The 26,304-nt window shown below is 54.9% G+C and carries 25 protein-coding genes, 4 tRNA genes and 2 rRNA genes (1 of these 31 cut by a window edge); all 31 read right to left on the reverse strand.

The features are described from left to right. Window position 1: 1 nt before the first annotated feature. The gene (rpmC, locus tag RB216_RS26230) at window positions 2-193 is read right to left on the reverse strand and encodes a 50S ribosomal protein L29 (RefSeq protein WP_002555481.1); all 192 of its coding nucleotides are present in this window, start codon (window positions 191-193) and stop codon (window positions 2-4) included. Beyond that, window positions 193-606, reverse strand: a complete 414-nt coding sequence (rplP, locus tag RB216_RS26235) for a 50S ribosomal protein L16 (protein ID WP_003176421.1) — start codon at window positions 604-606, stop codon at window positions 193-195. The genes rpmC and rplP overlap by 1 nt, the downstream gene beginning before the upstream one ends. A gap of 12 nt (window positions 607-618) precedes the next feature. Beyond that, the gene (gene rpsC, locus RB216_RS26240; RefSeq protein WP_003176422.1) at window positions 619-1,305 is read right to left on the reverse strand and encodes a 30S ribosomal protein S3; all 687 of its coding nucleotides are present in this window, start codon (window positions 1,303-1,305) and stop codon (window positions 619-621) included. Window positions 1,306-1,318: 13 nt separating this feature from the next. Beyond that, on the reverse strand, window positions 1,319-1,651 hold the full coding sequence (gene rplV, locus RB216_RS26245) for a 50S ribosomal protein L22 (RefSeq protein ID WP_003103908.1): 333 nt from the start codon (window positions 1,649-1,651) through the stop codon (window positions 1,319-1,321). A gap of 11 nt (window positions 1,652-1,662) precedes the next feature. Then, complete coding sequence (gene rpsS, locus RB216_RS26250; RefSeq protein ID WP_003232420.1) at window positions 1,663-1,938, reverse strand: 30S ribosomal protein S19; 276 nt, start codon at window positions 1,936-1,938, stop codon at window positions 1,663-1,665. Window positions 1,939-1,954: 16 nt separating this feature from the next. Further along, window positions 1,955-2,779, reverse strand: coding sequence for a 50S ribosomal protein L2 (rplB, locus tag RB216_RS26255; protein ID WP_003186055.1), 825 nt, complete (start codon window positions 2,777-2,779; stop codon window positions 1,955-1,957). A 14-nt stretch (window positions 2,780-2,793) separates the two neighbouring features. Further along, window positions 2,794-3,093 (reverse strand): 50S ribosomal protein L23, encoded by a 300-nt coding sequence (gene rplW / locus RB216_RS26260; protein ID WP_002555488.1) that lies wholly within the window; start codon window positions 3,091-3,093, stop codon window positions 2,794-2,796. Beyond that, window positions 3,090-3,692, reverse strand: coding sequence for a 50S ribosomal protein L4 (gene rplD, locus RB216_RS26265; RefSeq protein ID WP_003176424.1), 603 nt, complete (start codon window positions 3,690-3,692; stop codon window positions 3,090-3,092). Before rplD ends, rplW begins: the two co-directional genes overlap by 4 nt. A 12-nt stretch (window positions 3,693-3,704) precedes the next feature. Next, window positions 3,705-4,340 (reverse strand): 50S ribosomal protein L3, encoded by a 636-nt coding sequence (rplC, locus tag RB216_RS26270; RefSeq protein WP_003194649.1) that lies wholly within the window; start codon window positions 4,338-4,340, stop codon window positions 3,705-3,707. 81 nt (window positions 4,341-4,421) lie between these two features. After that, window positions 4,422-4,733: a 30S ribosomal protein S10 gene (gene rpsJ, locus RB216_RS26275; RefSeq protein ID WP_003186070.1), complete on the reverse strand. Its 312-nt coding sequence runs from the start codon at window positions 4,731-4,733 to the stop codon at window positions 4,422-4,424. 159 nt (window positions 4,734-4,892) lie between these two features. Then, window positions 4,893-6,086 (reverse strand): elongation factor Tu, encoded by a 1,194-nt coding sequence (gene tuf / locus RB216_RS26280; protein ID WP_003176426.1) that lies wholly within the window; start codon window positions 6,084-6,086, stop codon window positions 4,893-4,895. Window positions 6,087-6,116: 30 nt separating this feature from the next. Further along, window positions 6,117-8,222, reverse strand: coding sequence for an elongation factor G (gene fusA / locus RB216_RS26285; RefSeq protein WP_010206921.1), 2,106 nt, complete (start codon window positions 8,220-8,222; stop codon window positions 6,117-6,119). 30 nt (window positions 8,223-8,252) lie between these two features. Continuing rightward, entirely contained in the window at window positions 8,253-8,723 is a 471-nt protein-coding gene (gene rpsG / locus RB216_RS26290) for a 30S ribosomal protein S7 (protein ID WP_002555493.1), read from the reverse strand. A gap of 118 nt (window positions 8,724-8,841) precedes the next feature. Then, window positions 8,842-9,213: a 30S ribosomal protein S12 gene (rpsL, locus tag RB216_RS26295; RefSeq protein ID WP_002555494.1), complete on the reverse strand. Its 372-nt coding sequence runs from the start codon at window positions 9,211-9,213 to the stop codon at window positions 8,842-8,844. 216 nt (window positions 9,214-9,429) lie between these two features. Further along, complete coding sequence (gene rpoC, locus RB216_RS26300) at window positions 9,430-13,629, reverse strand: DNA-directed RNA polymerase subunit beta' (RefSeq protein WP_028618132.1); 4,200 nt, start codon at window positions 13,627-13,629, stop codon at window positions 9,430-9,432. 64 nt (window positions 13,630-13,693) lie between these two features. Then, the gene (gene rpoB / locus RB216_RS26305; RefSeq protein ID WP_019819139.1) at window positions 13,694-17,767 is read right to left on the reverse strand and encodes a DNA-directed RNA polymerase subunit beta; all 4,074 of its coding nucleotides are present in this window, start codon (window positions 17,765-17,767) and stop codon (window positions 13,694-13,696) included. 219 nt (window positions 17,768-17,986) lie between these two features. Further along, window positions 17,987-18,352 (reverse strand): 50S ribosomal protein L7/L12, encoded by a 366-nt coding sequence (rplL, locus tag RB216_RS26310; RefSeq protein WP_028618133.1) that lies wholly within the window; start codon window positions 18,350-18,352, stop codon window positions 17,987-17,989. A 78-nt stretch (window positions 18,353-18,430) separates the two neighbouring features. Next, window positions 18,431-18,931, reverse strand: a complete 501-nt coding sequence (gene rplJ, locus RB216_RS26315; protein ID WP_016977599.1) for a 50S ribosomal protein L10 — start codon at window positions 18,929-18,931, stop codon at window positions 18,431-18,433. Between the two features lie 199 nt (window positions 18,932-19,130). Next, window positions 19,131-19,826: a 50S ribosomal protein L1 gene (rplA, locus tag RB216_RS26320; protein WP_003176434.1), complete on the reverse strand. Its 696-nt coding sequence runs from the start codon at window positions 19,824-19,826 to the stop codon at window positions 19,131-19,133. Further along, complete coding sequence (gene rplK, locus RB216_RS26325; protein WP_003176435.1) at window positions 19,826-20,257, reverse strand: 50S ribosomal protein L11; 432 nt, start codon at window positions 20,255-20,257, stop codon at window positions 19,826-19,828. Before rplK ends, rplA begins: the two co-directional genes overlap by 1 nt. A 117-nt stretch (window positions 20,258-20,374) precedes the next feature. Further along, window positions 20,375-20,908 (reverse strand): transcription termination/antitermination protein NusG, encoded by a 534-nt coding sequence (nusG, locus tag RB216_RS26330; protein ID WP_003176436.1) that lies wholly within the window; start codon window positions 20,906-20,908, stop codon window positions 20,375-20,377. Window positions 20,909-20,917: 9 nt separating this feature from the next. Then, window positions 20,918-21,286: a preprotein translocase subunit SecE gene (secE, locus tag RB216_RS26335; protein WP_003194658.1), complete on the reverse strand. Its 369-nt coding sequence runs from the start codon at window positions 21,284-21,286 to the stop codon at window positions 20,918-20,920. Between the two features lie 45 nt (window positions 21,287-21,331). Next, a tRNA-Trp gene (locus tag RB216_RS26340) sits at window positions 21,332-21,407 on the reverse strand. Between the two features lie 161 nt (window positions 21,408-21,568). Beyond that, window positions 21,569-21,644: transfer RNA gene (locus RB216_RS26345), tRNA-Thr, on the reverse strand. Between the two features lie 26 nt (window positions 21,645-21,670). Continuing rightward, a tRNA-Gly gene (locus tag RB216_RS26350) sits at window positions 21,671-21,744 on the reverse strand. Window positions 21,745-21,768: 24 nt separating this feature from the next. Next, window positions 21,769-21,853, reverse strand: a tRNA-Tyr gene (locus RB216_RS26355). A 143-nt stretch (window positions 21,854-21,996) separates the two neighbouring features. Further along, window positions 21,997-22,443, reverse strand: a complete 447-nt coding sequence (locus RB216_RS26360) for a hypothetical protein (protein WP_028618135.1) — start codon at window positions 22,441-22,443, stop codon at window positions 21,997-21,999. A gap of 7 nt (window positions 22,444-22,450) precedes the next feature. Then, a complete protein-coding gene (locus RB216_RS26365) occupies window positions 22,451-23,200 on the reverse strand; it encodes a pantothenate kinase (RefSeq protein WP_068931339.1) in 750 nt (249 codons plus the stop codon). Continuing rightward, window positions 23,190-24,149 (reverse strand): bifunctional biotin--[acetyl-CoA-carboxylase] ligase/biotin operon repressor BirA, encoded by a 960-nt coding sequence (birA, locus tag RB216_RS26370; RefSeq protein WP_236317705.1) that lies wholly within the window; start codon window positions 24,147-24,149, stop codon window positions 23,190-23,192. The genes RB216_RS26365 and birA overlap by 11 nt, the downstream gene beginning before the upstream one ends. 166 nt (window positions 24,150-24,315) lie before the next feature. Then, a 5S ribosomal RNA gene (gene rrf, locus RB216_RS26375) occupies window positions 24,316-24,431 on the reverse strand. Between the two features lie 156 nt (window positions 24,432-24,587). Next, window positions 24,588-26,304 (reverse strand): 23S ribosomal RNA (locus tag RB216_RS26380) (it continues 1,176 nt past the right edge of the window).

Raw genomic sequence — 26,304 nt, forward strand, 5'->3', positions numbered from 1 at the left:
ATCACTTACCTGCCTGCTGGTTGAGCACAGTCTTCACGCGAGCGATGTCACGCTTAACTTGCGAGAGCAGATGAGACTGCCCCAACTGGCCAGTTGCTTTCTGCATACGCAGATTGAACTGGTCGCGCAGCAGGCCGAGCAGTTGCTCGTTCAGCTGCTGTGCGGATTTTTCACGAAGTTCATTCGCTTTCATCACATCACCGTCCGTTTAACAAAGGAGGTGGCGAGCGGCAGCTTTGCAGCAGCCAGGGCGAAAGCCTCACGCGCCAGCTCTTCAGAAACACCCTCGATTTCATACAGGACTTTGCCTGGCTGAATCTGGGCTACCCAGTATTCCACGTTACCCTTACCTTTACCCATCCGAACCTCGAGAGGCTTTTTGGAGATCGGCTTGTCCGGGAATACACGGATCCAGATCTTGCCGCCACGTTTTACGTGACGGGTCAGAGCACGACGCGCTGACTCGATCTGACGAGCGGTGAGACGACCACGAGCTACAGACTTCAGCGCGAACTCGCCGAAGCTGACTTTGCTACCGCGCTGAGCCAGACCACGGTTGTGGCCTGTCATCTGCTTGCGGAACTTCGTACGCTTAGGTTGCAACATTTGGCGTACCCCTTACTTAGCAGCTTTTTTACGAGGCGCTGGTGCTTGTGGTTTCAGTTCTTCTTGGCGACCACCAATTACTTCGCCTTTGAAGATCCAAACCTTTACACCGATCACACCGTAAGTGGTGTGAGCTTCGTAGTTGGCATAGTCGATGTCGGCACGCAGGGTGTGCAGTGGCACACGACCTTCGCGATACCATTCAGTACGTGCGATTTCAGCACCGCCGAGACGACCGCTCACTTGGATTTTGATGCCTTTGGCACCAATGCGCATGGCGTTCTGTACAGCGCGCTTCATAGCGCGACGGAACATTACGCGACGCTCCAGCTGCTGAGCTACGCTCTGCGCAACCAGCATACCGTCGAGTTCCGGCTTGCGGATCTCTTCGATATTGATGTGCACAGGCACACCCATTTGCTTGGTCAGGTCCTGACGCAGTTTCTCAACATCTTCACCTTTCTTCCCGATAACGATACCTGGACGAGCGGTGTGGATGGTGATACGTGCAGTTTGGGCCGGACGATGGATATCGATACGGCTTACGGACGCGCTTTTTAGTTTGTCTTGGAGATACTCACGCACCTTCAGATCAGCGAACAAATAGTCCGCATAAGTCCGACCGTCTGCGTACCAGACGGAGGTGTGCTCCTTGACGATTCCCAGGCGAATGCCAATGGGATGTACTTTCTGACCCATCTCTTCGACTCCGTTACTTGTCAGCAACCTTGACAGTGATATGGCAAGACCGCTTGACGATGCGATCAGCACGGCCTTTGGCACGTGGCATGATGCGCTTCAGCGAACGCCCTTCGTTGACGAAAACGGTGCTGACCTTCAGGTCATCAACGTCTGCGCCTTCGTTATGCTCGGCGTTGGCTACGGCCGACTCCAGCACTTTCTTCATGATCTCGGCGGCTTTCTTACTGCTGAAAGCCAACAGGTTGAGCGCTTCGCCCACCTTCTTCCCGCGGATCTGGTCGGCGACCAAGCGGGCTTTCTGGGCGGAGATTCGAGCGCCCGACAACTTAGCGGCTACTTCCATTTCCTAACCCCTTAACGCTTGGCTTTCTTGTCTGCCACGTGCCCACGATAAGTGCGGGTACCGGCAAACTCGCCTAGTTTGTGGCCGACCATGTCTTCGTTCACGAGAACTGGGACGTGCAAGCGACCGTTGTGTACAGCGATGGTCAGACCGACCATTTGTGGCAGGATCATCGAACGACGCGACCAGGTCTTAACTGGTTTGCGATCGTTCTTTTCCGCCGCCACTTCGATCTTCTTCAGTAGGTGAAGATCAATAAAAGGACCTTTTTTCAGAGAACGTGGCACTGTCGTATCCCTCTATTTACTTGCGACGACGGACGATCATTTTGTCGGTACGCTTATTACCACGAGTCTTCGCGCCCTTAGTCGGGAAGCCCCATGGCGATACCGGATGACGACCACCAGAGGTACGACCTTCACCACCACCGTGTGGGTGGTCAACCGGGTTCATGGCAACACCACGAACGGTTGGGCGAACGCCACGCCAGCGTTTGGCACCAGCTTTACCCAGCGAACGCAGGCTGTGCTCGGAGTTCGAGACTTCGCCCAGGGTCGCGCGGCATTCAGCCAGCACTTTACGCATCTCACCAGAACGCAGACGCAGGGTCACGTAGACACCTTCACGAGCGATCAGCTGAGCCGAAGCACCAGCGGAACGAGCGATTTGCGCGCCTTTACCTGGCTTCAATTCGATGCCGTGTACGGTGCTACCAACTGGAATGTTGCGCAGTTGCAGAGCGTTGCCCGGCTTGATCGGTGCCAAAGCACCTGCGATCAGCTGGTCGCCAGCGCTCACGCCTTTAGGGGCGATGATGTAGCGACGCTCGCCATCTGCGTACAGCAGCAGAGCGATGTGAGCAGTACGGTTTGGATCGTATTCGATACGCTCGACAGTGGCAGCGATGCCATCTTTGTCGTTGCGACGGAAATCGACCAGACGATAATGCTGCTTATGGCCACCACCGATGTGACGAGTGGTAATACGACCATTGTTGTTACGACCACCAGACTTCGATTTTTTCTCGAGCAGCGGTGCGTGAGGAGCGCCTTTATGCAGCTCCTGGTTGACCACCTTGACCACAAAACGGCGGCCAGGGGAAGTCGGTTTGCATTTAACGATTGCCATGATGCACCCCTTCCTTACTCAGCACTGCTGCTGAAATCGAGATCTTGGCCTGGCTGAAGGGAGATAACTGCCTTCTTCCAGTCATTACGCTTGCCCAGACCGCGAGCAGTGCGCTTGCTCTTACCCAGAACATTCAGGGTAGTAACACGCTCTACTTTCACGCTGAACAGGCTTTCGACGGCCTTCTTGATTTCCAGCTTGGTTGCGTCAGTTGCAACCTTGAAAACGAACTGGCCTTTCTTGTCAGCCAGAACCGTAGCCTTTTCGGAAACGTGCGGGCCAAGCAGAACTTTAAATACGCGTTCCTGGTTCATCCCAGCAGCTCCTCGAATTTCTTCACGGCCGACACGGTGATCAACACCTTGTCGTATGCGATCAGACTAACTGGATCGGAACCTTGCACGTCACGTACATCAACGTGTGGCAGGTTGCGAGCAGCCAGGTACAGGTTCTGATCAACAGCTTCCGACACGATCAAAACGTCGGTCAGGCTCATGTTGTTCAGTTTGCCCAGCAGATCTTTGGTTTTCGGGCTCTCAACAGCGAAGTCCTGAACCACGACCAGACGGTCAGTACGCACGAGTTCAGCAAGGATGGAGCGCAGAGCTGCGCGATACATCTTCTTGTTGAGCTTCTGCGAGTGATCCTGCGGACGAGCTGCGAAAGTGGTACCACCGCCACGCCAGATTGGGCTACGGATAGTACCGGCACGAGCACGGCCAGTACCTTTCTGACGCCAAGGGCGCTTACCGCCACCACGAACGTCGGAACGGGTCTTTTGCTGCTTGCTGCCTTGACGGCCGCCGGCCATGTAGGCCACGACTGCTTGGTGAACCAGCGTCTCGTTGAACTCGCCGCCAAACGTCAGTTCGGAAACTTCGATCGCTTGAGCGTCATTTACATTTAATTGCATGTCAGCTTCCCCTTAACCGCGAGCCTTGGCCGCCGGACGTACAACCAGGTTGCCGCCAGTAGCGCCAGGAACAGCACCCTTGACCAACAACAGATTGCGTTCAGCGTCGACGCGCACTACTTCGAGGGACTGCACGGTCACGCGCTCAGCGCCCATATGACCGGACATTTTTTTGCCCTTGAATACACGACCAGGAGTCTGGCACTGGCCAATAGAGCCCGGGACGCGGTGGGAAACGGAGTTACCGTGAGTGTTGTCTTGGCCACGGAAATTCCAACGCTTGATCGTACCCTGGAAGCCTTTACCTTTGGACTGACCGGTTACATCAACCAGTTGACCAGCAGCGAAGATTTCAGCATTGATCAGATCGCCAGCCTGGTAGTCGCCGTCTTCGAGACGGAACTCCATAACAGTGCGACCAGCTGCAACGTTTGCTTTAGCGAAGTGACCTGCTTGAGCAGCAGTCACGCGCGAAGCACGACGCTCGCCGACAGTGACTTGCACTGCACGATAGCCATCGGTCTCTTCAGTTTTGAACTGGGTGACGCGATTCGGCTCGATCTCAATGACCGTGACCGGAATGGAGACACCTTCTTCGGTGAAAATACGGGTCATACCGCATTTACGACCGACTACACCAATAGTCATGTTGTAAACCTCATGAGTGTACGGGGCTTTCACCCGCTATGGCCGCCCATTTCAGAGCGTTACACGACTAAGACCCAAGTCTTAGCCGAGGCTGATCTGTACTTCCACACCGGCCGCCAGATCGAGCTTCATAAGTGCATCAACGGTTTTATCCGTTGGCTGGACGATGTCCAGTACGCGCTTATGAGTACGGATCTCGTACTGGTCACGCGCGTCTTTGTTGACGTGCGGGGAGACCAGAACGGTGAACCGCTCTTTACGGGTAGGCAGTGGAATTGGACCACGCACTTGTGCACCAGTACGTTTCGCGGTTTCCACGATTTCCTGGGTGGATTGGTCGATCAGGCGATGGTCAAAAGCCTTCAACCTGATACGGATTTGCTGATTTTGCATTGGATTTCAGACTCCGGCTGCTATTCCCAGCGAGCGCAATACGCCCGTTAAAAGGAGGCGCAATTCTATAGACGGCCCTGATAGGTGTCAACCCAATAAAAAAGGCCCCCGCTGAGCGGGGGCCTTTTCAAAACATCAGAGCTACCTCAGAAGAGATAATTACTCGATGATTTTAGCTACAACGCCAGCACCAACGGTACGGCCGCCTTCACGGATTGCGAAACGCAGACCGTCTTCCATAGCGATGGTTTTGATCAGGGTGACAACCATTTTGATGTTGTCGCCTGGCATTACCATTTCTACGCCTTCCGGCAGTTCGCAGTTACCAGTTACGTCGGTAGTACGGAAGTAGAACTGTGGACGGTAGCCTTTGAAGAACGGAGTGTGACGACCGCCTTCTTCTTTGCTCAGCACGTACACTTCAGCTTCGAACTTGGTGTGCGGCTTAACCGAACCTGGCTTAACCAGAACCTGGCCACGCTCAACGTCGTCACGCTTAGTACCACGCAGCAGAACGCCGCAGTTCTCGCCAGCACGACCTTCGTCGAGCAGTTTACGGAACATTTCAACACCGGTGCAGGTGGTGACGGTAGTGTCACGCAGACCAACGATTTCCAGTGGATCTTGAACCTTAACGATACCGCGCTCGATACGACCAGTTACAACAGTACCGCGACCGGAGATCGAGAATACGTCTTCGATTGGCATCAGGAACGGCTTGTCGATAACACGGACTGGATCTGGGATGTAGCTGTCCAGAGTCTCAACCAGTTTACGAACGGACGTGGTGCCCATTTCGTTGTCGTCTTTGCCTTCCAGAGCCATACGAGCAGAACCGATGATGATCGGAGTGTCGTCGCCTGGGAAGTCGTAAGTGCTCAGCAGATCGCGCACTTCCATCTCAACCAGTTCCAGCAGCTCAGCGTCGTCTACCAGGTCAGCCTTGTTCAGGTAAACCACGATGTACGGAACGCCTACCTGACGGGACAGCAGGATGTGCTCACGGGTTTGTGGCATCGGACCATCAGCGGCCGAGCAAACCAGGATAGCGCCGTCCATTTGAGCAGCACCGGTGATCATGTTCTTCACATAGTCAGCGTGACCTGGGCAGTCAACGTGAGCGTAGTGACGGATCAGCGAGTTGTATTCAACGTGCGCGGTGTTGATGGTGATACCACGAGCTTTTTCTTCTGGCGCGCTGTCGATTTTATCGAAATCAACGATTGCGGAACCGAAAACTTCGGAGCAAACGCGAGTCAGAGCAGCAGTCAGAGTGGTTTTACCGTGGTCAACGTGACCGATGGTGCCAACGTTGACGTGCGGTAGGGAACGATCAAATTTTTCTTTAGCCACGACAATTAACTCCTTGCCTAAAGGACTGAATCAGCCTTGTTTTTTGGATACAGTTTCAGCGATGTGCGCCGGAGCTGTGTTGTATTTTTTGAATTCCATAGAGTAGCTTGCGCGACCCTGGGACATGGAGCGAACGTCGGTCGCATAACCGAACATCTCACCCAGCGGAACCTCGGCGCGAATCACTTTGCCGGAAACCGTGTCTTCCATACCCAAGATCATGCCGCGACGACGGTTAAGGTCGCCCATGACATCACCCATATAGTCTTCAGGTGTAACAACTTCTACCGCCATGATTGGCTCAAGCAACTCACCACCGCCCTTCTGGGCCAGTTGCTTGGTTGCCATGGAAGCAGCCACCTTAAACGCCATCTCGTTGGAGTCGACGTCGTGGTAAGAACCGTCAAAAACGGTTGCTTTCAGGCCGATCAGCGGATAGCCGGCAACAACACCGTTCTTCATCTGCTCTTCGATACCCTTCTGGATGGCAGGGATGTATTCCTTAGGAACAACACCACCTACCACTTCGTTCACGAATTGCAGACCTTCCTGACCTTCGTCAGCAGGAGCAAAACGGATCCAGCAGTGACCGAACTGACCACGACCGCCGGACTGACGAACGAACTTGCCTTCGATTTCACAGTTCTTCGTGATGCGCTCACGATAGGAAACCTGAGGCTTACCGATGTTGGCTTCGACGTTGAACTCACGGCGCATCCGGTCAACCAGGATGTCCAGGTGCAGCTCGCCCATGCCGGAGATGATCGTTTGACCAGTCTCTTCATCAGTCTTGACGCGGAAAGATGGATCTTCCTGAGCAAGTTTGCCCAGAGCGATACCCATTTTTTCCTGGTCATCCTTGGTCTTAGGCTCTACGGCAACCGAAATAACCGGCTCCGGGAAGTCCATACGAACCAGGATGATTGGCTTGGCAGCGTCGCACAAAGTCTCACCAGTGGTGACGTCCTTCATGCCGATCAGGGCCGCGATGTCACCAGCGCGCACTTCCTTGATCTCTTCACGGGCGTTTGCGTGCATTTGCACCATACGACCCACGCGCTCTTTCTTGCCTTTAACCGAGTTGATCACGCCGTCGCCGGAGGCCAACACGCCCGAGTAAACGCGGACGAAGGTCAAAGTACCCACGAATGGGTCAGTTGCGATCTTGAACGCCAGAGCCGAGAAAGGCTCGCTGTCATCGGCGTGACGCTCCATCTCTTCTTCCTCGTTATCAGGGTTGGTACCCTTGATAGCAGGAATGTCGGTTGGAGCCGGCAGGTAGTCGATAACGGCGTCGAGAACCAGGGGAACACCCTTGTTCTTGAACGAAGAACCGCAAACAGCCAAGACGATCTCACCAGCAATAGTACGCTGACGCAGAGCAGCCTTGATTTCCACGTTGGTGAGTTCTTCACCTTCGAGGTACTTGTTCATCAGCTCTTCGCTGGCTTCGGCAGCAGCCTCAACCATATTGTTGCGCCACTCGTCAGCCAGTTCCTGCAACTCTGCAGGGATAGGCTTACGAACAGGAACCATACCTTTGTCGGAATCATTCCAGTAAACAGCTTCCATATTGATCAGATCGATCTGACCCTGGAAGTTGTCCTCGGAACCGATAGCCAATTGAATTGGCACCGGGGTGTGACCCAGACGCTGCTTGATCTGACCGATCACGCGCAGGAAGTTGGCACCAGCACGGTCCATCTTGTTTACGTAAACAAGACGTGGAACGCCGTACTTGTTGGCTTGACGCCATACGGTTTCCGACTGAGGCTCAACACCCGAGGTACCGCAGAACACAACGACAGCGCCGTCGAGTACGCGCAGGGAACGTTCAACTTCAATGGTGAAGTCTACGTGGCCTGGGGTATCGATTACGTTGAAGCGATGCTCGTCTTTGTACTGCTTCTCGGAACCTTTCCAGAAGGCGGTAATAGCAGCAGAAGTAATGGTAATACCACGCTCCTGCTCCTGAACCATCCAGTCTGTGGTCGCGGCGCCGTCATGCACCTCGCCCATTTTGTGACTTTTGCCGGTGTAAAACAGTACGCGCTCGGTGGTGGTGGTTTTACCAGCATCCACGTGAGCAACGATACCGATGTTACGGTAGCGGCTAATCGGAGTAGTACGAGCCATAAAGCCCTCGCAAAATTAGTGAAGCTAAGATTAGAAGCGGTAGTGCGAGAAAGCTTTGTTAGCTTCAGCCATACGGTGCACGTCTTCACGCTTCTTAACAGCAGCACCTTTACCTTCAGCAGCGTCCAACAGCTCGCCGGCCAAACGCAGAGCCATAGACTTCTCGCCGCGCTTACGGGCGAAGTCTACCAACCAGCGCATTGCCAGAGCGTTACGACGGGACGGGCGAACTTCGACCGGAACCTGGTAAGTAGCACCGCCTACACGGCGCGACTTCACTTCGACCAGCGGAGCGATGGCGTCGAGAGCTTTCTCGAAGATTTCCAGGGGGTCGCTGTTCTTGCGTTCTTTAACCTTTTCCAGCGCGCCATAAACGATACGCTCGGCAACGGCTTTCTTGCCGCTTTCCATCACGTGGTTCATGAACTTGGCCAGGATTTGGCTTCCGTATTTTGGATCGTCAAGCACTTCGCGCTTGGCTGCTACGCGTCTTCTTGGCATGGATAAGCCCTCAAACGGTCTTCAGGTTCGTTCGGAATCGGTGCCCTTGCGGGACGCCTCCGACCTTACTCTTATCGACTCAGAAAATAAGATGATTCAGTTTTACAAAAAGCCGCTACTACTTAGGCTTCTTGGTACCGTACTTCGAACGACCCTGGTTACGACCTTTAACGCCGGAAGTATCCAAGGAGCCGCGTACGGTGTGGTAACGAACACCTGGCAAGTCTTTTACACGACCGCCGCGGATCAGTACCACGCTGTGCTCTTGCAGGTTGTGACCTTCACCACCGATGTACGAGGAAACCTCGAAACCGTTGGTCAGGCGCACACGGCATACTTTACGCAGTGCCGAGTTAGGTTTTTTCGGCGTGGTGGTATACACACGGGTGCATACGCCACGACGTTGCGGGCAGTTCTGCAGCGCAGGTACGTCGGATTTCTCGACGATACGCTTACGCGGCTGACGTACCAGCTGGTTGATAGTTGCCATCTACTAGCTCCACTGTTGTCTTGCGACGCTATTGTCTTGCAAGAAAAGCAAAATGGCAGGAACGAATTCCCGCCAAATTTAGGGGTACAAGAGTCTAAAGAGGATCTTGCCCCCAGTCAAGGCAAGGCCCCGACATCCCCACTCCCCGAACCGGGGCAAAAATGCCTCGATCCGACGAGTGGGGCTGCCGGGGCCCAGACTTATCTAGTGCAGAACTCAGTTACCGCTAGAGTTCAGCGCTTCGGTCAGTGCAGCTTCCACTTCACTGGCGCTTACGCGCAGCGGCTTGTCAGCATCACGGCGACGCTTACGCTCGCTGTGGTAAGCCAAACCGGTACCGGCCGGGATCAGACGACCCACAACCACGTTCTCTTTCAGGCCGCGCAGGTAATCGCGCTTGCCGGTTACCGCTGCTTCGGTCAGTACACGAGTGGTCTCCTGGAAGGAGGCCGCCGAGATGAACGACTCAGTGGACAACGACGCCTTGGTGATACCCAGCAGCACGCGAGTGAACTTGGAGACAAACTTGTCTTCCGCGCCCAGACGCTCGTTCTCTACCAGTACGTGAGTCAGTTCCATCTGGTCGCCCTTGATGAAACTGGAATCGCCGGATTCAGCGATCTCAACTTTACGCAGCATCTGACGCAGGATGGTCTCGATGTGCTTATCGTTGATCTTCACGCCCTGCAGGCGGTAAACGTCCTGGATCTCGTTAACGATGTACTTGGCCAGCGCACTCACACCCAGCAGACGCAGGATGTCGTGTGGATCGCTCGGGCCGTCGGAGATAACTTCGCCGCGGTTTACCTGTTCGCCTTCGAAGACGTTCAGGTGACGCCACTTCGGAATCAGCTCTTCATACGGATCGGTACCGTCGTTCGGAGTAATGACCAGACGGCGCTTGCCCTTGGTCTCTTTACCGAACGCGATGGTGCCGCTGACTTCAGCCAGAATCGACGCTTCTTTCGGACGACGCGCTTCGAACAAGTCGGCAACACGCGGCAGACCACCGGTGATGTCTCGAGTTTTCGAAGTCTCTTGCGGGATACGCGCGATAACATCACCGATCGCGATCTTCGCACCATCCGCTACACCGACCAGGGCGTTGGCTGGCAGGAAGTACTGAGCGATTACGTCAGTGCCTGGCAGCAACAAGTCCTTGCCGTTGTCATCGACCATCTTCACGGCAGGACGGATGTCTTTACCGGCAGCTGGACGATCTTTCGCGTCGAGTACTTCAATGTTGGTCATACCGGTCAATTCGTCAGTCTGACGCTTGATCGTGATGCCTTCTTCCATGCCCACGTAGGTCACGGTACCTTTCATTTCGGTAACGATTGGGTGAGTGTGCGGATCCCACTTGGCCACGATTGCGCCAGCGTCGACCTTGTCACCTTCTTTAACCGAAATCACAGCACCGTACGGCAGCTTGTAACGCTCGCGCTCACGACCGTAGTCATCAGCGATTGCCAGCTCACCGGAACGGGACACAGCAACCAGGTGGCCATCCACTCGCTCAACGTGTTTCAGGTTGTGCAGACGGACGGTACCGCCATTCTTCACCTGAACGCTGTCGGCTGCGGAGGTCCGGCTTGCCGCACCACCGATGTGGAACGTACGCATGGTCAGCTGGGTACCCGGCTCACCGATGGACTGGGCAGCGATAACGCCGACCGCTTCACCGATGTTCACCTGGTGACCACGAGCCAAGTCACGGCCGTAGCACTTGGCACAGATGCCGTAGCGGGTTTCGCAGCTGATCGGGGAGCGAACGATCACTTCGTCGATGCTGTTGAGCTCGATGAACTCGACCCACTTCTCGTCTACCAGGGTGCCGGCAGGAACAATAACTTCCTCGGTACCTGGCTTGAATACGTCACGGGCAATAACACGACCCAATACGCGCTCACCCAGCGGCTCTACAACGTCACCGCCTTCAATGTGCGGTGTCATCAGCAGGCCATGCTCGGTGCCGCAATCGATCTCGGTTACAACCAGATCTTGTGCAACGTCTACCAGACGACGAGTCAGGTAACCGGAGTTAGCAGTTTTCAACGCGGTATCCGCAAGACCCTTACGAGCACCGTGAGTCGAGATGAAGTACTGGAGTACGCTCAAACCTTCACGGAAGTTCGCAGTAATCGGCGTTTCGATGATGGAGCCGTCCGGCTTGGCCATCAAGCCACGCATACCGGCGAGCTGACGGATCTGCGCAGCAGAACCCCGTGCGCCCGAGTCAGCCATCATGTACATCGAGTTGAAGGACTCTTGGTCAACTTCGTCGCCGTGACGGTCGATGACTTTCTCTTTCGAGAGGTTGGCCATCATCGCCTTGGAAACTTCGTCGTTCGCCTTCGACCAGAGGTCGATTACCTTGTTGTACTTCTCGCCCTGGGTTACCAGGCCGGAGGCGTACTGGCTTTCGATCTCTTTCACTTCATCGGTTGCAGCCGCGATGATGCGAGCTTTTTCATCCGGGATAACGAAGTCGTTAACACCGATGGAAACGCCGGAGATGGTCGAATAAGCAAAACCGGTATACATCAACTGGTCAGCGAAGATCACGGTCTCTTTCAAACCAACCACGCGGTAGCACTGGTTGATCAGCTTGGAGATCGCCTTTTTCTTCATCGGCAGGTTGACGACGTCGTACGACAGACCTTTTGGCACAACCTGGTACAACAGCGCACGGCCGACAGTGGTGTCGACGATACGAGTGTTGCTCACGCTGCCGCCGTCACGGTCGTTGACGGTTTCGTTGATCCGCACTTTGACCTTGGCGTGCAGTGCGGCTTCGCCGGCACGGAACACACGGTCAACTTCTTGCAGGTCAGCGAACACACGACCTTCGCCTTTGGCGTTGATCGCTTCACGGGTCATGTAGTACAGACCCAGTACAACGTCCTGCGACGGAACGATGATTGGCTCACCGTTGGCTGGCGACAGGATGTTGTTGGTCGACATCATCAACGCACGCGCTTCCAACTGGGCTTCCAGTGTCAGCGGTACGTGCACGGCCATTTGGTCGCCGTCGAAGTCGGCGTTGTACGCAGCACAGACCAGAGGGTGCAGCTGGATAGCCTTACCTTCGATCAGTACCGGTTCAAACGCCTGGATCCCCAGACGGTGAAGGGTCGGTGCACGGTTGAGGAGAACCGGGTGTTCGCGGATCACTTCAGCGAGAACGTCCCAAACCTCAGGTAGTTCGCGCTCGACCATTTTCTTGGCCGCTTTGATGGTGGTCGCGAGACCGCGCATTTCCAGCTTGCCGAAGATGAATGGCTTGAACAGCTCAAGTGCCATCTTCTTAGGCAGACCGCACTGGTGCAGACGCAGGGTCGGGCCTACGGTAATTACCGAACGACCGGAGTAGTCAACACGCTTACCGAGCAAGTTCTGACGGAAACGACCTTGCTTACCCTTGATCATGTCAGCCAAGGATTTCAGAGGACGCTTGTTCGAACCGGTGATAGCGCGGCCACGACGACCGTTGTCGAGCAGGGCATCGACAGCTTCTTGCAACATACGCTTTTCGTTGCGCACGATGATGTCCGGAGCGGACAGATCAAGCAGGCGCTTCAAGCGGTTGTTACGGTTGATCACGCGGCGGTACAGGTCGTTGAGGTCGGACGTCGCGAAACGACCACCGTCCAACGGTACCAGCGGACGCAGGTCTGGCGGCAGAACCGGCAGAACGGTCAGTACCATCCACTCTGGCAAGTTGCCGGAACCCTGGAAGGCTTCCATCAACTTCAGACGCTTGGACAGTTTCTTGATCTTGGTTTCGGAGTTGGTTTGCGGAATTTCTTCACGCAGGCGGCCAATCTCGTGCTCCAGGTCGATAGCGTGCAGCAGTTCGCGGACAGCTTCGGCACCCATGCGGGCATCGAAATCGTCGCCAAACTCTTCCAGCGCTTCGAAGTACTGCTCGTCGTTCAGCAGCTGACCTTTTTCAAGGGTGGTCATGCCTGGATCGATAACGACATAGCTCTCGAAATAGAGAACGCGCTCGATATCACGCAGGGTCATGTCCATCAGCAAGCCGATACGGGACGGCAGCGATTTCAGGAACCAGATGTGGGCAACCGGCGAAGCCAGTTCGATGTGCGCCATGCGCTCACGACGAACCTTGGCCAATGCAACTTCAACGCCGCACTTCTCGCAGATAACGCCACGGTGCTTCAAGCGCTTGTACTTACCGCACAGGCACTCGTAATCCTTTACCGGGCCAAAGATCTTGGCGCAGAACAGGCCGTCACGCTCAGGTTTGAACGTACGGTAGTTGATGGTTTCCGGCTTTTTAACTTCACCGAACGACCACGAACGGATCATCTCAGGCGATGCCAATCCAATACGGATGGCGTCGAACTCTTCGACTTGACCCTGGTTTTTCAGCAAATTCAGTAGGTCTTTCAAGGCCTTTCCTCCTGGCGGAGCAGAGAGCGGGCTAAACAGCCCCGCTCTCGATTCGCGTCACGTGTTATTCGGTTTCCAGATCGATATCGATGCCGAGGGAACGAATTTCTTTGATCAACACGTTGAAGGACTCGGGCATGCCCGGCTCCATACGGTGATCGCCGTCCACGATGTTTTTGTACATCTTGGTCCGACCGTTCACATCGTCCGACTTCACTGTGAGCATTTCTTGCAGAGTGTAAGCAGCACCGTATGCTTCCAGTGCCCAGACCTCCATCTCCCCGAAACGCTGACCACCGAACTGAGCCTTACCACCCAGCGGCTGCTGGGTAACGAGGCTGTACGAACCGGTAGAACGAGCGTGCATCTTGTCGTCTACCAAGTGGTTCAGCTTCAGCATGTACATGTAGCCAACAGTAACCGGGCGCTCGAACTTGTTGCCGGTACGGCCGTCGAACAGCTGCATCTGGCCGCTTTCTGGCAGGTCTGCCAGTTTCAGCATGGCCTTGATTTCGCTTTCCTTGGCACCGTCAAACACCGGGGTAGCCATTGGAACACCGCCGCGCAGGTTCTTCGCCAGATCCAGGATTTCCTGGTCGGAGAAGGTGTCCAGCTCTTCGTTGCGACCGCCGATCTCGTTGTAGATCTCGTGCAGGAACTTACGCAGGTCTGCGACCTTGCGCTGCTCCTCGATCATACGGTTGATCTTCTCGCCCAGACCTTTGGCCGCGAGGCCCAGGTGGGTTTCAAGGATCTGACCAACGTTCATACGCGAAGGTACGCCCAACGGGTTGAGGACGACGTCGACCGGGGTGCCATTGGCATCGTGCGGCATGTCTTCAACCGGCATGATCACGGAGACCACACCTTTGTTACCGTGACGACCGGCCATCTTGTCGCCCGGCTGGATGCGGCGACGGATTGCCAGGTAAACCTTGACGATTTTCAGCACGCCTGGAGCCAGGTCATCGCCCTGCTGCAGTTTGCGCTTCTTGTCTTCGAACTTGTCGTCCAGCAGACGGCGGCGATCAACGATGTAGGCCTGGGCCTTCTCGAGCTGCTCGTTCAGAGCGTCTTCAGCCATGCGCAGTTTGAACCACTGGCCGTGCTCAAGACCGTCGAGGATTTCGTCGGTGATGTCCTGACCTTTCTTCAGACCTGCGCCGCCTTCAGCCTTGTGGCCTACCAGGGCGGAGCGCAGACGTTCGAAGGTCGCGCCTTCAACGATACGGAACTCTTCGTTCAGGTCCTTGCGGATCTCGTCGAGCTGGGTCTTCTCGATGGACAGTGCTCGAGCATCACGCTCGACGCCGTCACGGGTGAAGACCTGTACGTCGATGACAGTACCTTTGGTACCGGTAGGTACACGCAGGGAGGTGTCTTTAACGTCGCTGGCTTTTTCACCGAAGATGGCGCGCAACAGCTTCTCTTCCGGAGTCAGTTGGGTCTCGCCTTTCGGAGTGACCTTACCGACCAGGATGTCGCCTGCGCCTACTTCAGCACCTACGTAAACAATACCGGCTTCGTCCAGTTTGTTCAGTGCAGCTTCACCCACGTTGGGGATGTCTGCAGTGATTTCCTCTGGCCCAAGCTTGGTGTCACGGGCCACACAGGTCAGTTCCTGAATGTGGATCGTGGTAAAACGGTCTTCTTGAACAACACGCTCGGACAGGCAGATGGAGTCTTCGAAGTTGAAGCCGTTCCATGCCATGAATGCGATGCGCATGTTCTGACCCAGTGCCAGTTCACCCATATCGGTGGACGGGCCGTCGGCCATGATGTCGCTACGCTGAACGCGATCACCCTTGCTCACCAGCGGACGCTGGTTGATGCAGGTGTTCTGGTTCGAGCGGGTGTATTTGGTCAGGTTGTAGATGTCGACACCGGCTTCGCCAGTTTCAACTTCGTCATCGGCAACACGAACCACAATACGGCTGGCATCAACAGAGTCGATCACGCCGCCACGACGAGCCACGACGCAAACGCCGGAGTCACGGGCTACGTTACGCTCCATGCCGGTACCTACCAGCGGCTTGTCAGCGCGCAGGGTCGGTACAGCTTGACGCTGCATGTTGGAACCCATCAACGCACGGTTGGCGTCATCGTGCTCCAGGAACGGGATCAGCGACGCTGCAACCGAAACTACCTGCTTCGGCGAAACGTCCATCAAGGTGACGTCTTCCGGCGCCTTGACGGTGAACTCGTTCAAGTGACGAACAGCTACCAGCTCGTCGATCAGGACTTTCTTGTCGTTCATCGTGGCCGAAGCCTGAGCGATCACGTGATCAGCTTCTTCGATGGCGGACAGGAACACGATCTCGTCGGTGACCAGAGCGTCTTTCACCACGCGGTACGGGCTCTCGAGGAAGCCGTACTGGTTGGTGCGCGCATAAGCAGCCAGGGAGTTGATCAGACCGATGTTCGGACCTTCCGGCGTTTCGATCGGGCAAACACGACCGTAGTGCGTCGGGTGTACGTCACGCACTTCAAAGCCAGCACGCTCACGGGTCAGACCGCCCGGGCCCAGTGCAGAAACACGGCGCTTGTGGGTGATCTCGGAGAGCGGGTTGTTCTGGTCCATGAACTGCGAGAGCTGGCTGGAACCGAAGAACTCTTTCACCGCTGCAGCCACTGGCTTGGCGTTGATCAGGTCTTGCGGCATCAGGCCTTCGCTTTCAGCCATCGACAGACGCTCTTTGACCGCACGCTCAACACGTACCAGGCCAACGCGGAACTGGTTTTCGGCCATTTCGCCTACACAGCGAACACGACGGTTACCCAGGTGGTCGATGTCATCGACGATGCCTTTACCGTTACGGATGTCGACCAGGGTCTTCAGTACCGCGACGATGTCTTCCTTGCACAGCACGCCCGAACCTTCGATTTCGGTACGACCGATACGACGGTTGAACTTCATCCGGCCGACCGCAGACAGGTCATAGCGCTCAGGACTGAAGAACAGGTTGTTGAACAGGGTCTCGGCAGCGTCCTTGGTTGGTGGCTCACCAGGACGCATCATGCGATAGATCTCGACCAGCGCTTCCAATTGGTTGCTGGTGGAGTCGATCTTCAGCGTGTCGGAGATGAACGGACCGCAGTCGATGTCGTTGGTGTACAGGGTCTCGATGCGAACGACCTGAGCCTTGGCGATTTTGGCCAGGATCTCGGTGTTCAGCTCGGTGTTGCACTCAGCCAGGATTTCGCCTGTAGCCGGGTGAACGATGACCTTGGCGGTAGTACGACCCAGGACGTAGTCCAGAGGCACTTCCAGCTCTTTGATACCGGCTTTTTCGATCTGGTTGATGTGGCGCGCAGTGATACGGCGGCCAGCTTCAACAATGACCTTGCCTTTTTCATCCTGGATGTCCAGGACGGCAATTTCACCACGCAGACGCGAAGCGATCAGCTCCAGCTTGAGGGTTTCATCCTTCAGGCTGAACACGTTGGTGGTATAGAAAGCGTCCAGCACTTGCTCAGTGGTGTAGCCGAGCGCGCGCAGCAGTACCGAGGCAGGCAGCTTGCGACGACGGTCGATACGCACGAACACGCAGTCTTTCGGGTCGAACTCGAAGTCCAACCACGAACCGCGGTACGGAATGATCCGCGCGGAGTACAGGAGCTTGCCGGAGCTGTGCGTCTTGCCGCGGTCGTGGTCGAAGAACACGCCCGGGGAACGGTGCAGCTGGGAAACGATCACACGCTCGGTACCGTTGATAACGAAGGTACCGTTCTCAGTCATCAATGGGATTTCGCCCATGTAGACTTCTTGCTCTTTGATGTCCTTGATCGCTTTGTTCGACGATTCTTTGTCGAAAATGATCAGGCGCACTTTTACCCGCAAAGGTACGGCGTAAGTAACACCGCGCAACACGCATTCTTTGACATCAAATGCCGGTTCGCCCAGGCGATAACCGACGTACTCCAGCGCAGCATTGCCGGAGTAGCTGATGATCGGGAAAACGGATTTGAAGGCCGCATGCAGGCCCACGTCGCGGAACTGATCTTTGGTCGCTCCCGCCTGCAAGAATTCACGATACGAATCCAGCTGGATAGCCAGAAGGTACGGGACATCCATGACGTCCGGCAACTTGCTAAAGTCCTTGCGGATACGTTTTTTCTCAGTATATGAGTAAGCCATCAGCGTTCCCCAGCTTGGTCACCTGCTTGTTTGGCCCTCCCGACGGGAGCAGCCAGAAAATCTCGCAAACCCCATGGTTTGCACCACCGCATCGGGTGGCTACAGCGCGTTAATGGCGGCGACCGAGTCGACAGCCAAGAACGGAAAAAGGCCGGTGGCAAGAGCCACCAGCCATCAGCCTTCAGCTTAACGCTTGGGCTGGAGACGCAAGGTCGATGCTTACTTCAGCTCGACTTTAGCGCCTGCTTCTTCCAGTGCTGCTTTGGCTTTGTCAGCTGCGTCTTTCGACACTGCTTCCAGAACCTGGGCAGGAGCGCCGTCAACTACAGCCTTGGCTTCTTTCAGGCCCAGACCGGTCAGTTCACGTACTGCCTTGATCACGTTTACTTTCTTCTCGCCAGCTTCCAGCAGCATGACGTTGAATTCGGTTTGCTCTTCAGCAGCAACAGCAGCAACAGCTGGGCCAGCGGAAGCAGCGGCAGCGGAAACGCCGAATTTTTCTTCGAAAGCTTTGATCAGCTCAACAACCTGCAGAACCGACATTTCAGCTACGGCGTTGAGGATATCGTCTTGGGAGATAGACATTGCTGTATTTCCTGAATTGGGGGACGGCCTACTCGGCCATCGAAATAAACAAAAAACCGCGAGAGAAGTTGCTCAGCCTTAGGCTGCGGCAGCTTCTTTTTGCTCGCGAACTGCGGCCAGAGTACGAGCCAGCTTGCTGGTAGCGCCTTGAATCACGCTCATCAGCTGGGAAATAGCTTCGTTACGGGTCGGCAGTGTTGCCAGTACGTCGATTTGGTTAGCTGCGAGGAACTTGCCCTCGAACGCAGCTGCCTTGATCTCGAACTTATCCTGACCCTTGGCGAACTCTTTGAACAAACGGGCAGCAGCGCCAGGATGGTCGGTGGAGAACGCAATCAGGGTCGGGCCGGTGAACACGTCGTTGAGGACACTGTATTCAGTGTCAGCAACAGCGCGCTTGAGCAGGGTGTTACGTACAACACGTACGTATACGCCAGCTTCACGAGCCTCTTTACGGAGTCCGGTCATAGCGCCTACTGTCACACCACGGGCATCAGCCACGACAGCGGACAGAGCAGCTTTGGCAGCCTCGTTGACTTCAGCGACGATGGCCTTCTTGTCTTCGAGATTAATTGCCACGGGTTTAACTCCTGCTTGTTACCGTTTCATCTGGCCGGAGCCGGATGTCGTTTTGGTGTCTGATTCGGTAAGGAACCGGGAGCACCATCTGCGTAGGCTTGTGGTTTAAGACTTGCGTCGCCTACGGTCTTGGATAGCCCCCGCCAGGCAGGGACCCCAATTTTTTCAATTGACGCGATCTCTCGCGCCAATCTGTGTCTTATACGTCCAGCGAGCCTTGGTCGATGACCAGACCTGGGCCCATAGTGGTGCTCAGGGTAACGCGCTTGACGTAGATACCTTTCGAGGAAGCTGGCTTGATACGCTTCAGATCAGCGATCAGGGCTTCAACGTTTTCCTTCAGCTTGACGGCATCAAAGCCGACTTTGCCAACGGAGGTGTGAATGATGCCGTTTTTGTCGGTGCGATAACGAACCTGACCAGCCTTGGCGTTTTTAACCGCGGTAGCTACGTCTGGAGTTACGGTGCCAACTTTAGGGTTAGGCATCAGGCCACGTGGACCCAGGATCTGACCCAACTGACCTACAACGCGCATTGCATCCGGGGAAGCAATAACTACGTCATAGTTCAGGTCGCCGCCTTTCATTTCGGCAGCCAGGTCGTCCATGCCAACGCGATCAGCGCCAGCGGCCAGAGCAGCTTCAGCTGCTGGGCCTTGAGTGAAGACAGCTACACGTACAGTCTTGCCAGTACCGTGTGGCAGCACAGTTGCGCTACGAACGACCTGGTCGGATTTACGTGGGTCAACACCCAGGTTTACAGCAACGTCAACGGACTCGCTGAACTTGACAGTCGACAGCTCGGTCAGCAGGGCAGCAGCGTCTACAAAGTTGTAGGACTTGCCCGCTTCGATTTTGCCAGCGATAGCCTTTTGGCGCTTGGTCAGCTTAGCCATTACACACCCTCCACGTTAAGGCCCATGCTACGAGCAGAACCGGCGATGGTACGCACGGCTGCATCCATATCAGCTGCAGTCAGATCCGCGTTTTTGGTTTTCGCGATTTCTTCCAGCTGAGCACGAGTCACGGTGCCAACCTTAACGGTGTTAGGACGAGCGGAACCGCTAGTCAGACCAGCAGCTTTCTTCAACAGAACCGAAGCCGGGGTCGACTTGGTTTCGAAGGTGAAGCTACGGTCGCTGTATACAGTGATGATCACTGGAGTCGGCAGACCTGGCTCAAGACCCTGAGTACGGGCGTTGAAGGCCTTGCAGAATTCCATGATGTTCACGCCGTGCTGACCCAGAGCCGGGCCGACAGGTGGACTAGGGTTGGCCTGAGCGGCCTTCACTTGCAGCTTGATGTAAGCGGTAATCTTCTTGGCCATGAGGCACTCCAATTACGGGTTCAAACGCCTCGAAAGGCTCCCCGGTTACTTGCGCGTTTATCCCAGTGACGACAAAACCCCACAGCCTAAGGCTGCGGGGTTGGGATGCTTGTTCAGCTAGACCTTCTCGACCTGACTGAACTCTAGCTCCACCGGAGTAGAGCGACCGAAAATGAGCACCGCCACTTGGATCCGGCTCTTTTCGTAGTTAACTTCTTCGACAGTACCGTTGAAATCAGCAAACGGACCATCTGTGACACGAACAACCTCACCCGGCTCGAACAACGTCTTCGGCTTAGGCTTGTCACTACCATCAGCAACGCGACGCAGAATCGCTTCTGCCTCTTTGTCAGTGATAGGAGCAGGCTTGTCAGCGGTACCGCCGATAAAGCCCATAACACGAGGGGTATCCTTGACCAAGTGCCAAGTACCTTCATTCATGTCCATCTGAACCAGCACATAGCCAGGGAAGAACTTGCGTTCGCTTTTGCGCTTCTGGCCATTCCGCATTTCAACCACTTCTTCAGTGGGAACCAGAATTTCGCCGAAGCCATCTTCCATGCCTGCCAGCTTTACGCGCTCTAGCAAAGAGCGCATAACATGCTTCTCGTAACCCGAGTAAGCATGCACAACGTACCAACGCTTAGCCACGGGACACCCTTAGCCAACAATCAAGGAAACAAGCCAGCCGAGCAGGGAATCAAGCCCCCACAACAGCAACGCCATAACCAGAACAACAGCCACAACAATCAACGTGGTCTGCGTGGTTTCTTGGCGAGTCGGCCAAACGACTTTACGAATTTCGGTGCGAGCTTCCTTTACCAGGACCGCGAAAGACTTGCCTTTAGCAGTCTGCAGGCCTACAAAGGCAGCAACAGCAGCAAGAGCAAGCAAAGCGAGGACGCGGTACAGGATCGGCGAAGCAGAATAGTACTGATTGCCAACAACGCCTACGACCACCAAGGCAACTACAGCGAGCCACTTGACCAGATCGAAACGAGAGCTTTGAGCTTCAGCCTTAGGAGTCATCTATGAAGATCCTGTGAAAAGAAAGCCAGATACACCACGTGAATCTGGCAGGTCAGGAGGGAATCGAACCCCCAACCTACGGTTTTGGAGACCGTCGCTCTGCCAATTGAGCTACTGACCTAAAACAAAATCAGGCCGACCATTATGCAGGCCTGAAAAAGACTTTACAACAACCAACCCCACTAGACTTGAAATCACCCGACGATAAAGCCAGACGCAACACCAACAAGCCGAGGCAGCTGTTAAAACAAAGGCAGATATTTTCATATCTGCCTTGTCATATGGAGCTCTTGAGCGGATTTGAACCGCTGACCTCACCCTTACCAAGGGTGTGCTCTACCAACTGAGCTACAAGAGCGAAACACCTTGCACAACCTGCAAACTTGGAGCGGGTAGCGGGAATCGAACCCGCATCATCAGCTTGGAAGGCTGAGGTTCTACCACTAAACTATACCCGCGGAGCTTGCAGCTCACGCTAAAAATGGTGGAGGGGGAAGGATTCGAACCTTCGAAGTCGTAGACGTCAGATTTACAGTCTGATCCCTTTGGCCGCTCGGGAACCCCTCCTAAGCGAGCCGGCATTTTACATTACGCCGACCTTCTGTCAAGCATTTTCTCATTTAAAAATATGAGGTTAGCTGCATTGACCTTCGCTTCACGCTGTAGACCTTAAAGGTCTTCACTGCGAAGCGGGCGCCATTCTATGCAAACTATTCGAGAGATGCAACGCCTTCGCACAACATTATTTTATGTTTTAACTCATTGAATTCCTTAGCAAGGTTCTCAAAAGGCAGATCCTCAGCCAGGCGTCGGCTTTCAGGGGCTACGCGCAGCCAATAGCCGGAAGCTTCAGCCGTATTCAGCAATTGAAGCTTGGCCTTTATATCCAGGCTTGTGAGCCGCTGCTCTACAGTCTGAGCCTGTCGCTGATCCGCGAAACCACCGATGTACAAACAGGTATTTTGCGCCTCTGCTGCTTTTGCACGATCTCTGCGCACCACGGCATCAGAGGACTCACTGAGCAAGCGGATGTCCTGCTGCCCCCCCTTATAAAGGCTTAAGGGCGTGACATCTTTGGCGCGCAACGGCGCTTCTTGCTGATGCCAAATGTAGTAGAAGGCGTTAAGGACAAGTAAGAGCAAAAACAACCAACGCATAATCACCTCAGGACAAAGGACAAGCCATCGCCAAACCGACAAAAACCAGATCTGGAACGAGTCGGGCCTGCGGCACTGCACCTGCCACCAAATCGGCGTCTCCTCCGGTGAGAAACACAGTGAAATCATCGCCCCAGTAGCTTCGCGCCAACTCCAACTGAGTCATTACAAACCCTCTGAGCATAAGCGTACAACCTCGCTCCACCGCCTCTACCGTCGTGCGACCTGGAGATAGGCGCTCCAGCGCCCTTTCAGCCGCAGCGTCGTCGTAGCGTATCTTGCGTGTATGAGTTCGCAGCTGGTTGCGCATGAGGGGCATACCAGGACAAATGAAACCGCCGAGGTGCTCGCCATCCGCCGCAATAAAATCCGCCGTGGCTGCCGTGCCGAAATCAAGCACCAGGCAAGCGCCGCGCGCCAGCTTGAATCCGCCCAGCATTGCCAACCAGCGATCAAGACCCAGACGCTCAAAATCTTCGTAGCCGTTGCGTACTCCGGCCATCTCACGTGCTGGAGCAGCGCAGGAAACGGCAACTCCGAAAGCCTCATGCAGAGCCGCAACGAGCTTGCTTGTTTCTTCCAAGGCACGAACGCTCACCAATCGGCAGTGCGTCAGCAACAGCCCGGGAAGCGCCACAAGACTGTCAATCAATGCCAGATCAGAACCGACAACCCCTTCCGCCGATGCACTCGTACCACCCAAATCAAGCACACGCCACTTGATAAAGCTATTCCCACAGTCGAGCTCAAGAATCATCACGCAACCTCAGGCTTAACTCACCACCACTGTATATTTTCTCAACACCATCAACGCTTAAGCGCAGCGCCCCCTGGTGGTCTACACCCAGTACAACGCCATCGACTTGGCTGACACCCGCGACAAGAGATACCGACCGCCCCTGCCAGGCGTGATTCTGCTCCCACTCATCTTTGAGTGCGACAAAACCACCCTGCCGGTGCCGCTCAAGGTAGCCTTGCAGTTGCAGCCCCAACTGCGCCACCAACGCATTGCGATTCACCGGAGAACCTGTCTGCAACTGTATCGAAGTCCATTGCTGGTCCACCTCGTCAGCCCTTTGCATATTCACGTTGATGCCTATTCCGAGGACAACGTGGCAGATATCAGCGGGGTCTCCTACCAATTCCAGCAAAATCCCGGCAATTTTCTTCTGCCCTACCAAAACGTCGTTTGGCCACTTCAGAGCAGCGCCCTGCACACCCGACTCGCGCAAGGCCTGCATGACCGCCAAGCCCACAACCAGGCTCAGCCCCTCCAACTGTCGCAGGCCCGACTCGATGCGCAATACGAGGCTGTAATACACATTTTGTGCGTATGGACTTACCCACTTCCGACCTCTCCTACCCCGGCCGGCTGTTTGTTGCTCCGCAAGCACCAGGAACGGCGCCGAGTGCCCGGCATCAACAAGACGCAAGGCTTCGGCATTAGTGGAGTCAACGGAGTCAGAGATACAAATGGGCCACGTCAAGGAGGGCGCATTCAACGCAATATCTTCAGCAGCCAAGAACACCAGCGGTGACGCCAACTGATACCCCTTACCTCGCACCTTATGTATGGGCAGATTGAGTTCTGCCTCCAGGTGCTGGAGTTGCTTCCAGACAGCACTGCGGCTGACACCCAGGGCGGCGCCAAGCGCTTCCCCCGAGTGGAATCGGCCATCTTTCAGAAGTTTTAACAGCGTCAGCATGCAAATATCGCCTCACAATGAGGCACGCATGATAGCCATGCGCAGGGTCATTGCATAGAAACGCGGGACTTTAGTACTGAAGGTCGTCGAAATGGACGCCTTTGTGCTTTTCGACCGCCCAAAACAAAACCCCATCTGCTTTCGCAAATGGGGTTTCGGAATTTAATCTTGACGATGACCTACTCTCACATGGGGAAACCCCACACTACCATCGGCGATGCATCGTTTCACTGCTGAGTTCGGGATGGGATCAGGTGGTTCCAATGCTCTATGGTCGTCAAGAAATTCGGGTACTGAGTCGTGGCTTATGCCTCGCTTCAGCAAATTGGGTATGTGACAGCTTTCGGTGTTTTGTGAGCGTCGAACTTTCGGTTCATTTTCGTCTTCACACACCGCAATCTGATGCTCGTTAGAGTAGTCAAATTGCTTGGGTGTTATATGGTCAAGCCTCACGGGCAATTAGTATTGGTTAGCTCAACGCCTCACAGCGCTTACACACCCAACCTATCAACGTCGTAGTCTTCGACGGCCCTTCAGGGAACTCAAGGTTCCAGTGAGATCTCATCTTGAGGCTAGTTTCCCGCTTAGATGCTTTCAGCGGTTATCTATTCCGAACATAGCTACCCGGCAATGCCACTGGCGTGACAACCGGAACACCAGAGGTTCGTCCACTCCGGTCCTCTCGTACTAGGAGCAGCCCCTCTCAAATCTCAAACGTCCACGGCAGATAGGGACCGAACTGTCTCACGACGTTCTAAACCCAGCTCGCGTACCACTTTAAATGGCGAACAGCCATACCCTTGGGACCGGCTTCAGCCCCAGGATGTGATGAGCCGACATCGAGGTGCCAAACACCGCCGTCGATATGAACTCTTGGGCGGTATCAGCCTGTTATCCCCGGAGTACCTTTTATCCGTTGAGCGATGGCCCTTCCATACAGAACCACCGGATCACTAAGACCTACTTTCGTACCTGCTCGACGTGTCTGTCTCGCAGTCAAGCGCGCTTTTGCCTTTATACTCTACGACCGATTTCCGACCGGTCTGAGCGCACCTTCGTACTCCTCCGTTACTCTTTAGGAGGAGACCGCCCCAGTCAAACTACCCACCATACACTGTCCTCGATCCGGATAACGGACCTGAGTTAGAACCTCAAAGTTGCCAGGGTGGTATTTCAAGGTTGGCTCCACGCAGACTGGCGTCCACGCTTCAAAGCCTCCCACCTATCCTACACAAGCAAATTCAAAGTCCAGTGCAAAGCTATAGTAAAGGTTCACGGGGTCTTTCCGTCTAGCCGCGGATACACTGCATCTTCACAGCGATTTCAATTTCACTGAGTCTCGGGTGGAGACAGCGCCGCCATCGTTACGCCATTCGTGCAGGTCGGAACTTACCCGACAAGGAATTTCGCTACCTTAGGACCGTTATAGTTACGGCCGCCGTTTACCGGGGCTTCGATCAAGAGCTTCGCGTTAGCTAACCCCATCAATTAACCTTCCGGCACCGGGCAGGCGTCACACCCTATACGTCCACTTTCGTGTTTGCAGAGTGCTGTGTTTTTAATAAACAGTCGCAGCGGCCTGGTATCTTCGACCGGCATGAGCTTACGGAGCAAGTCCTTCACCCTCACCGGCGCACCTTCTCCCGAAGTTACGGTGCCATTTTGCCTAGTTCCTTCACCCGAGTTCTCTCAAGCGCCTTGGTATTCTCTACCCAACCACCTGTGTCGGTTTGGGGTACGGTTCCTGGTTACCTGAAGCTTAGAAGCTTTTCTTGGAAGCATGGCATCAACCACTTCGTTAACTAAAAGTTAACTCGTCATCAGCTCTCGGCCTTAAGATCCCGGATTTACCTAAGATCTCAGCCTACCACCTTAAACTTGGACAACCAACGCCAAGCTGGCCTAGCCTTCTCCGTCCCTCCATCGCAATAACCAGAAGTACAGGAATATTAACCTGTTTTCCATCGACTACGCTTTTCAGCCTCGCCTTAGGGACCGACTAACCCTGCGTCGATTAACGTTGCGCAGGAAACCTTGGTCTTTCGGCGTGGGTGTTTTTCACACCCATTGTCGTTACTCATGTCAGCATTCGCACTTCTGATACCTCCAGCAAGCTTCTCAACTCACCTTCACAGGCTTTACAGAACGCTCCTCT

This window comes from Pseudomonas canadensis (assembly GCF_030980095.1).
Taxonomy (GTDB): domain Bacteria; phylum Pseudomonadota; class Gammaproteobacteria; order Pseudomonadales; family Pseudomonadaceae; genus Aquipseudomonas; species Aquipseudomonas canadensis.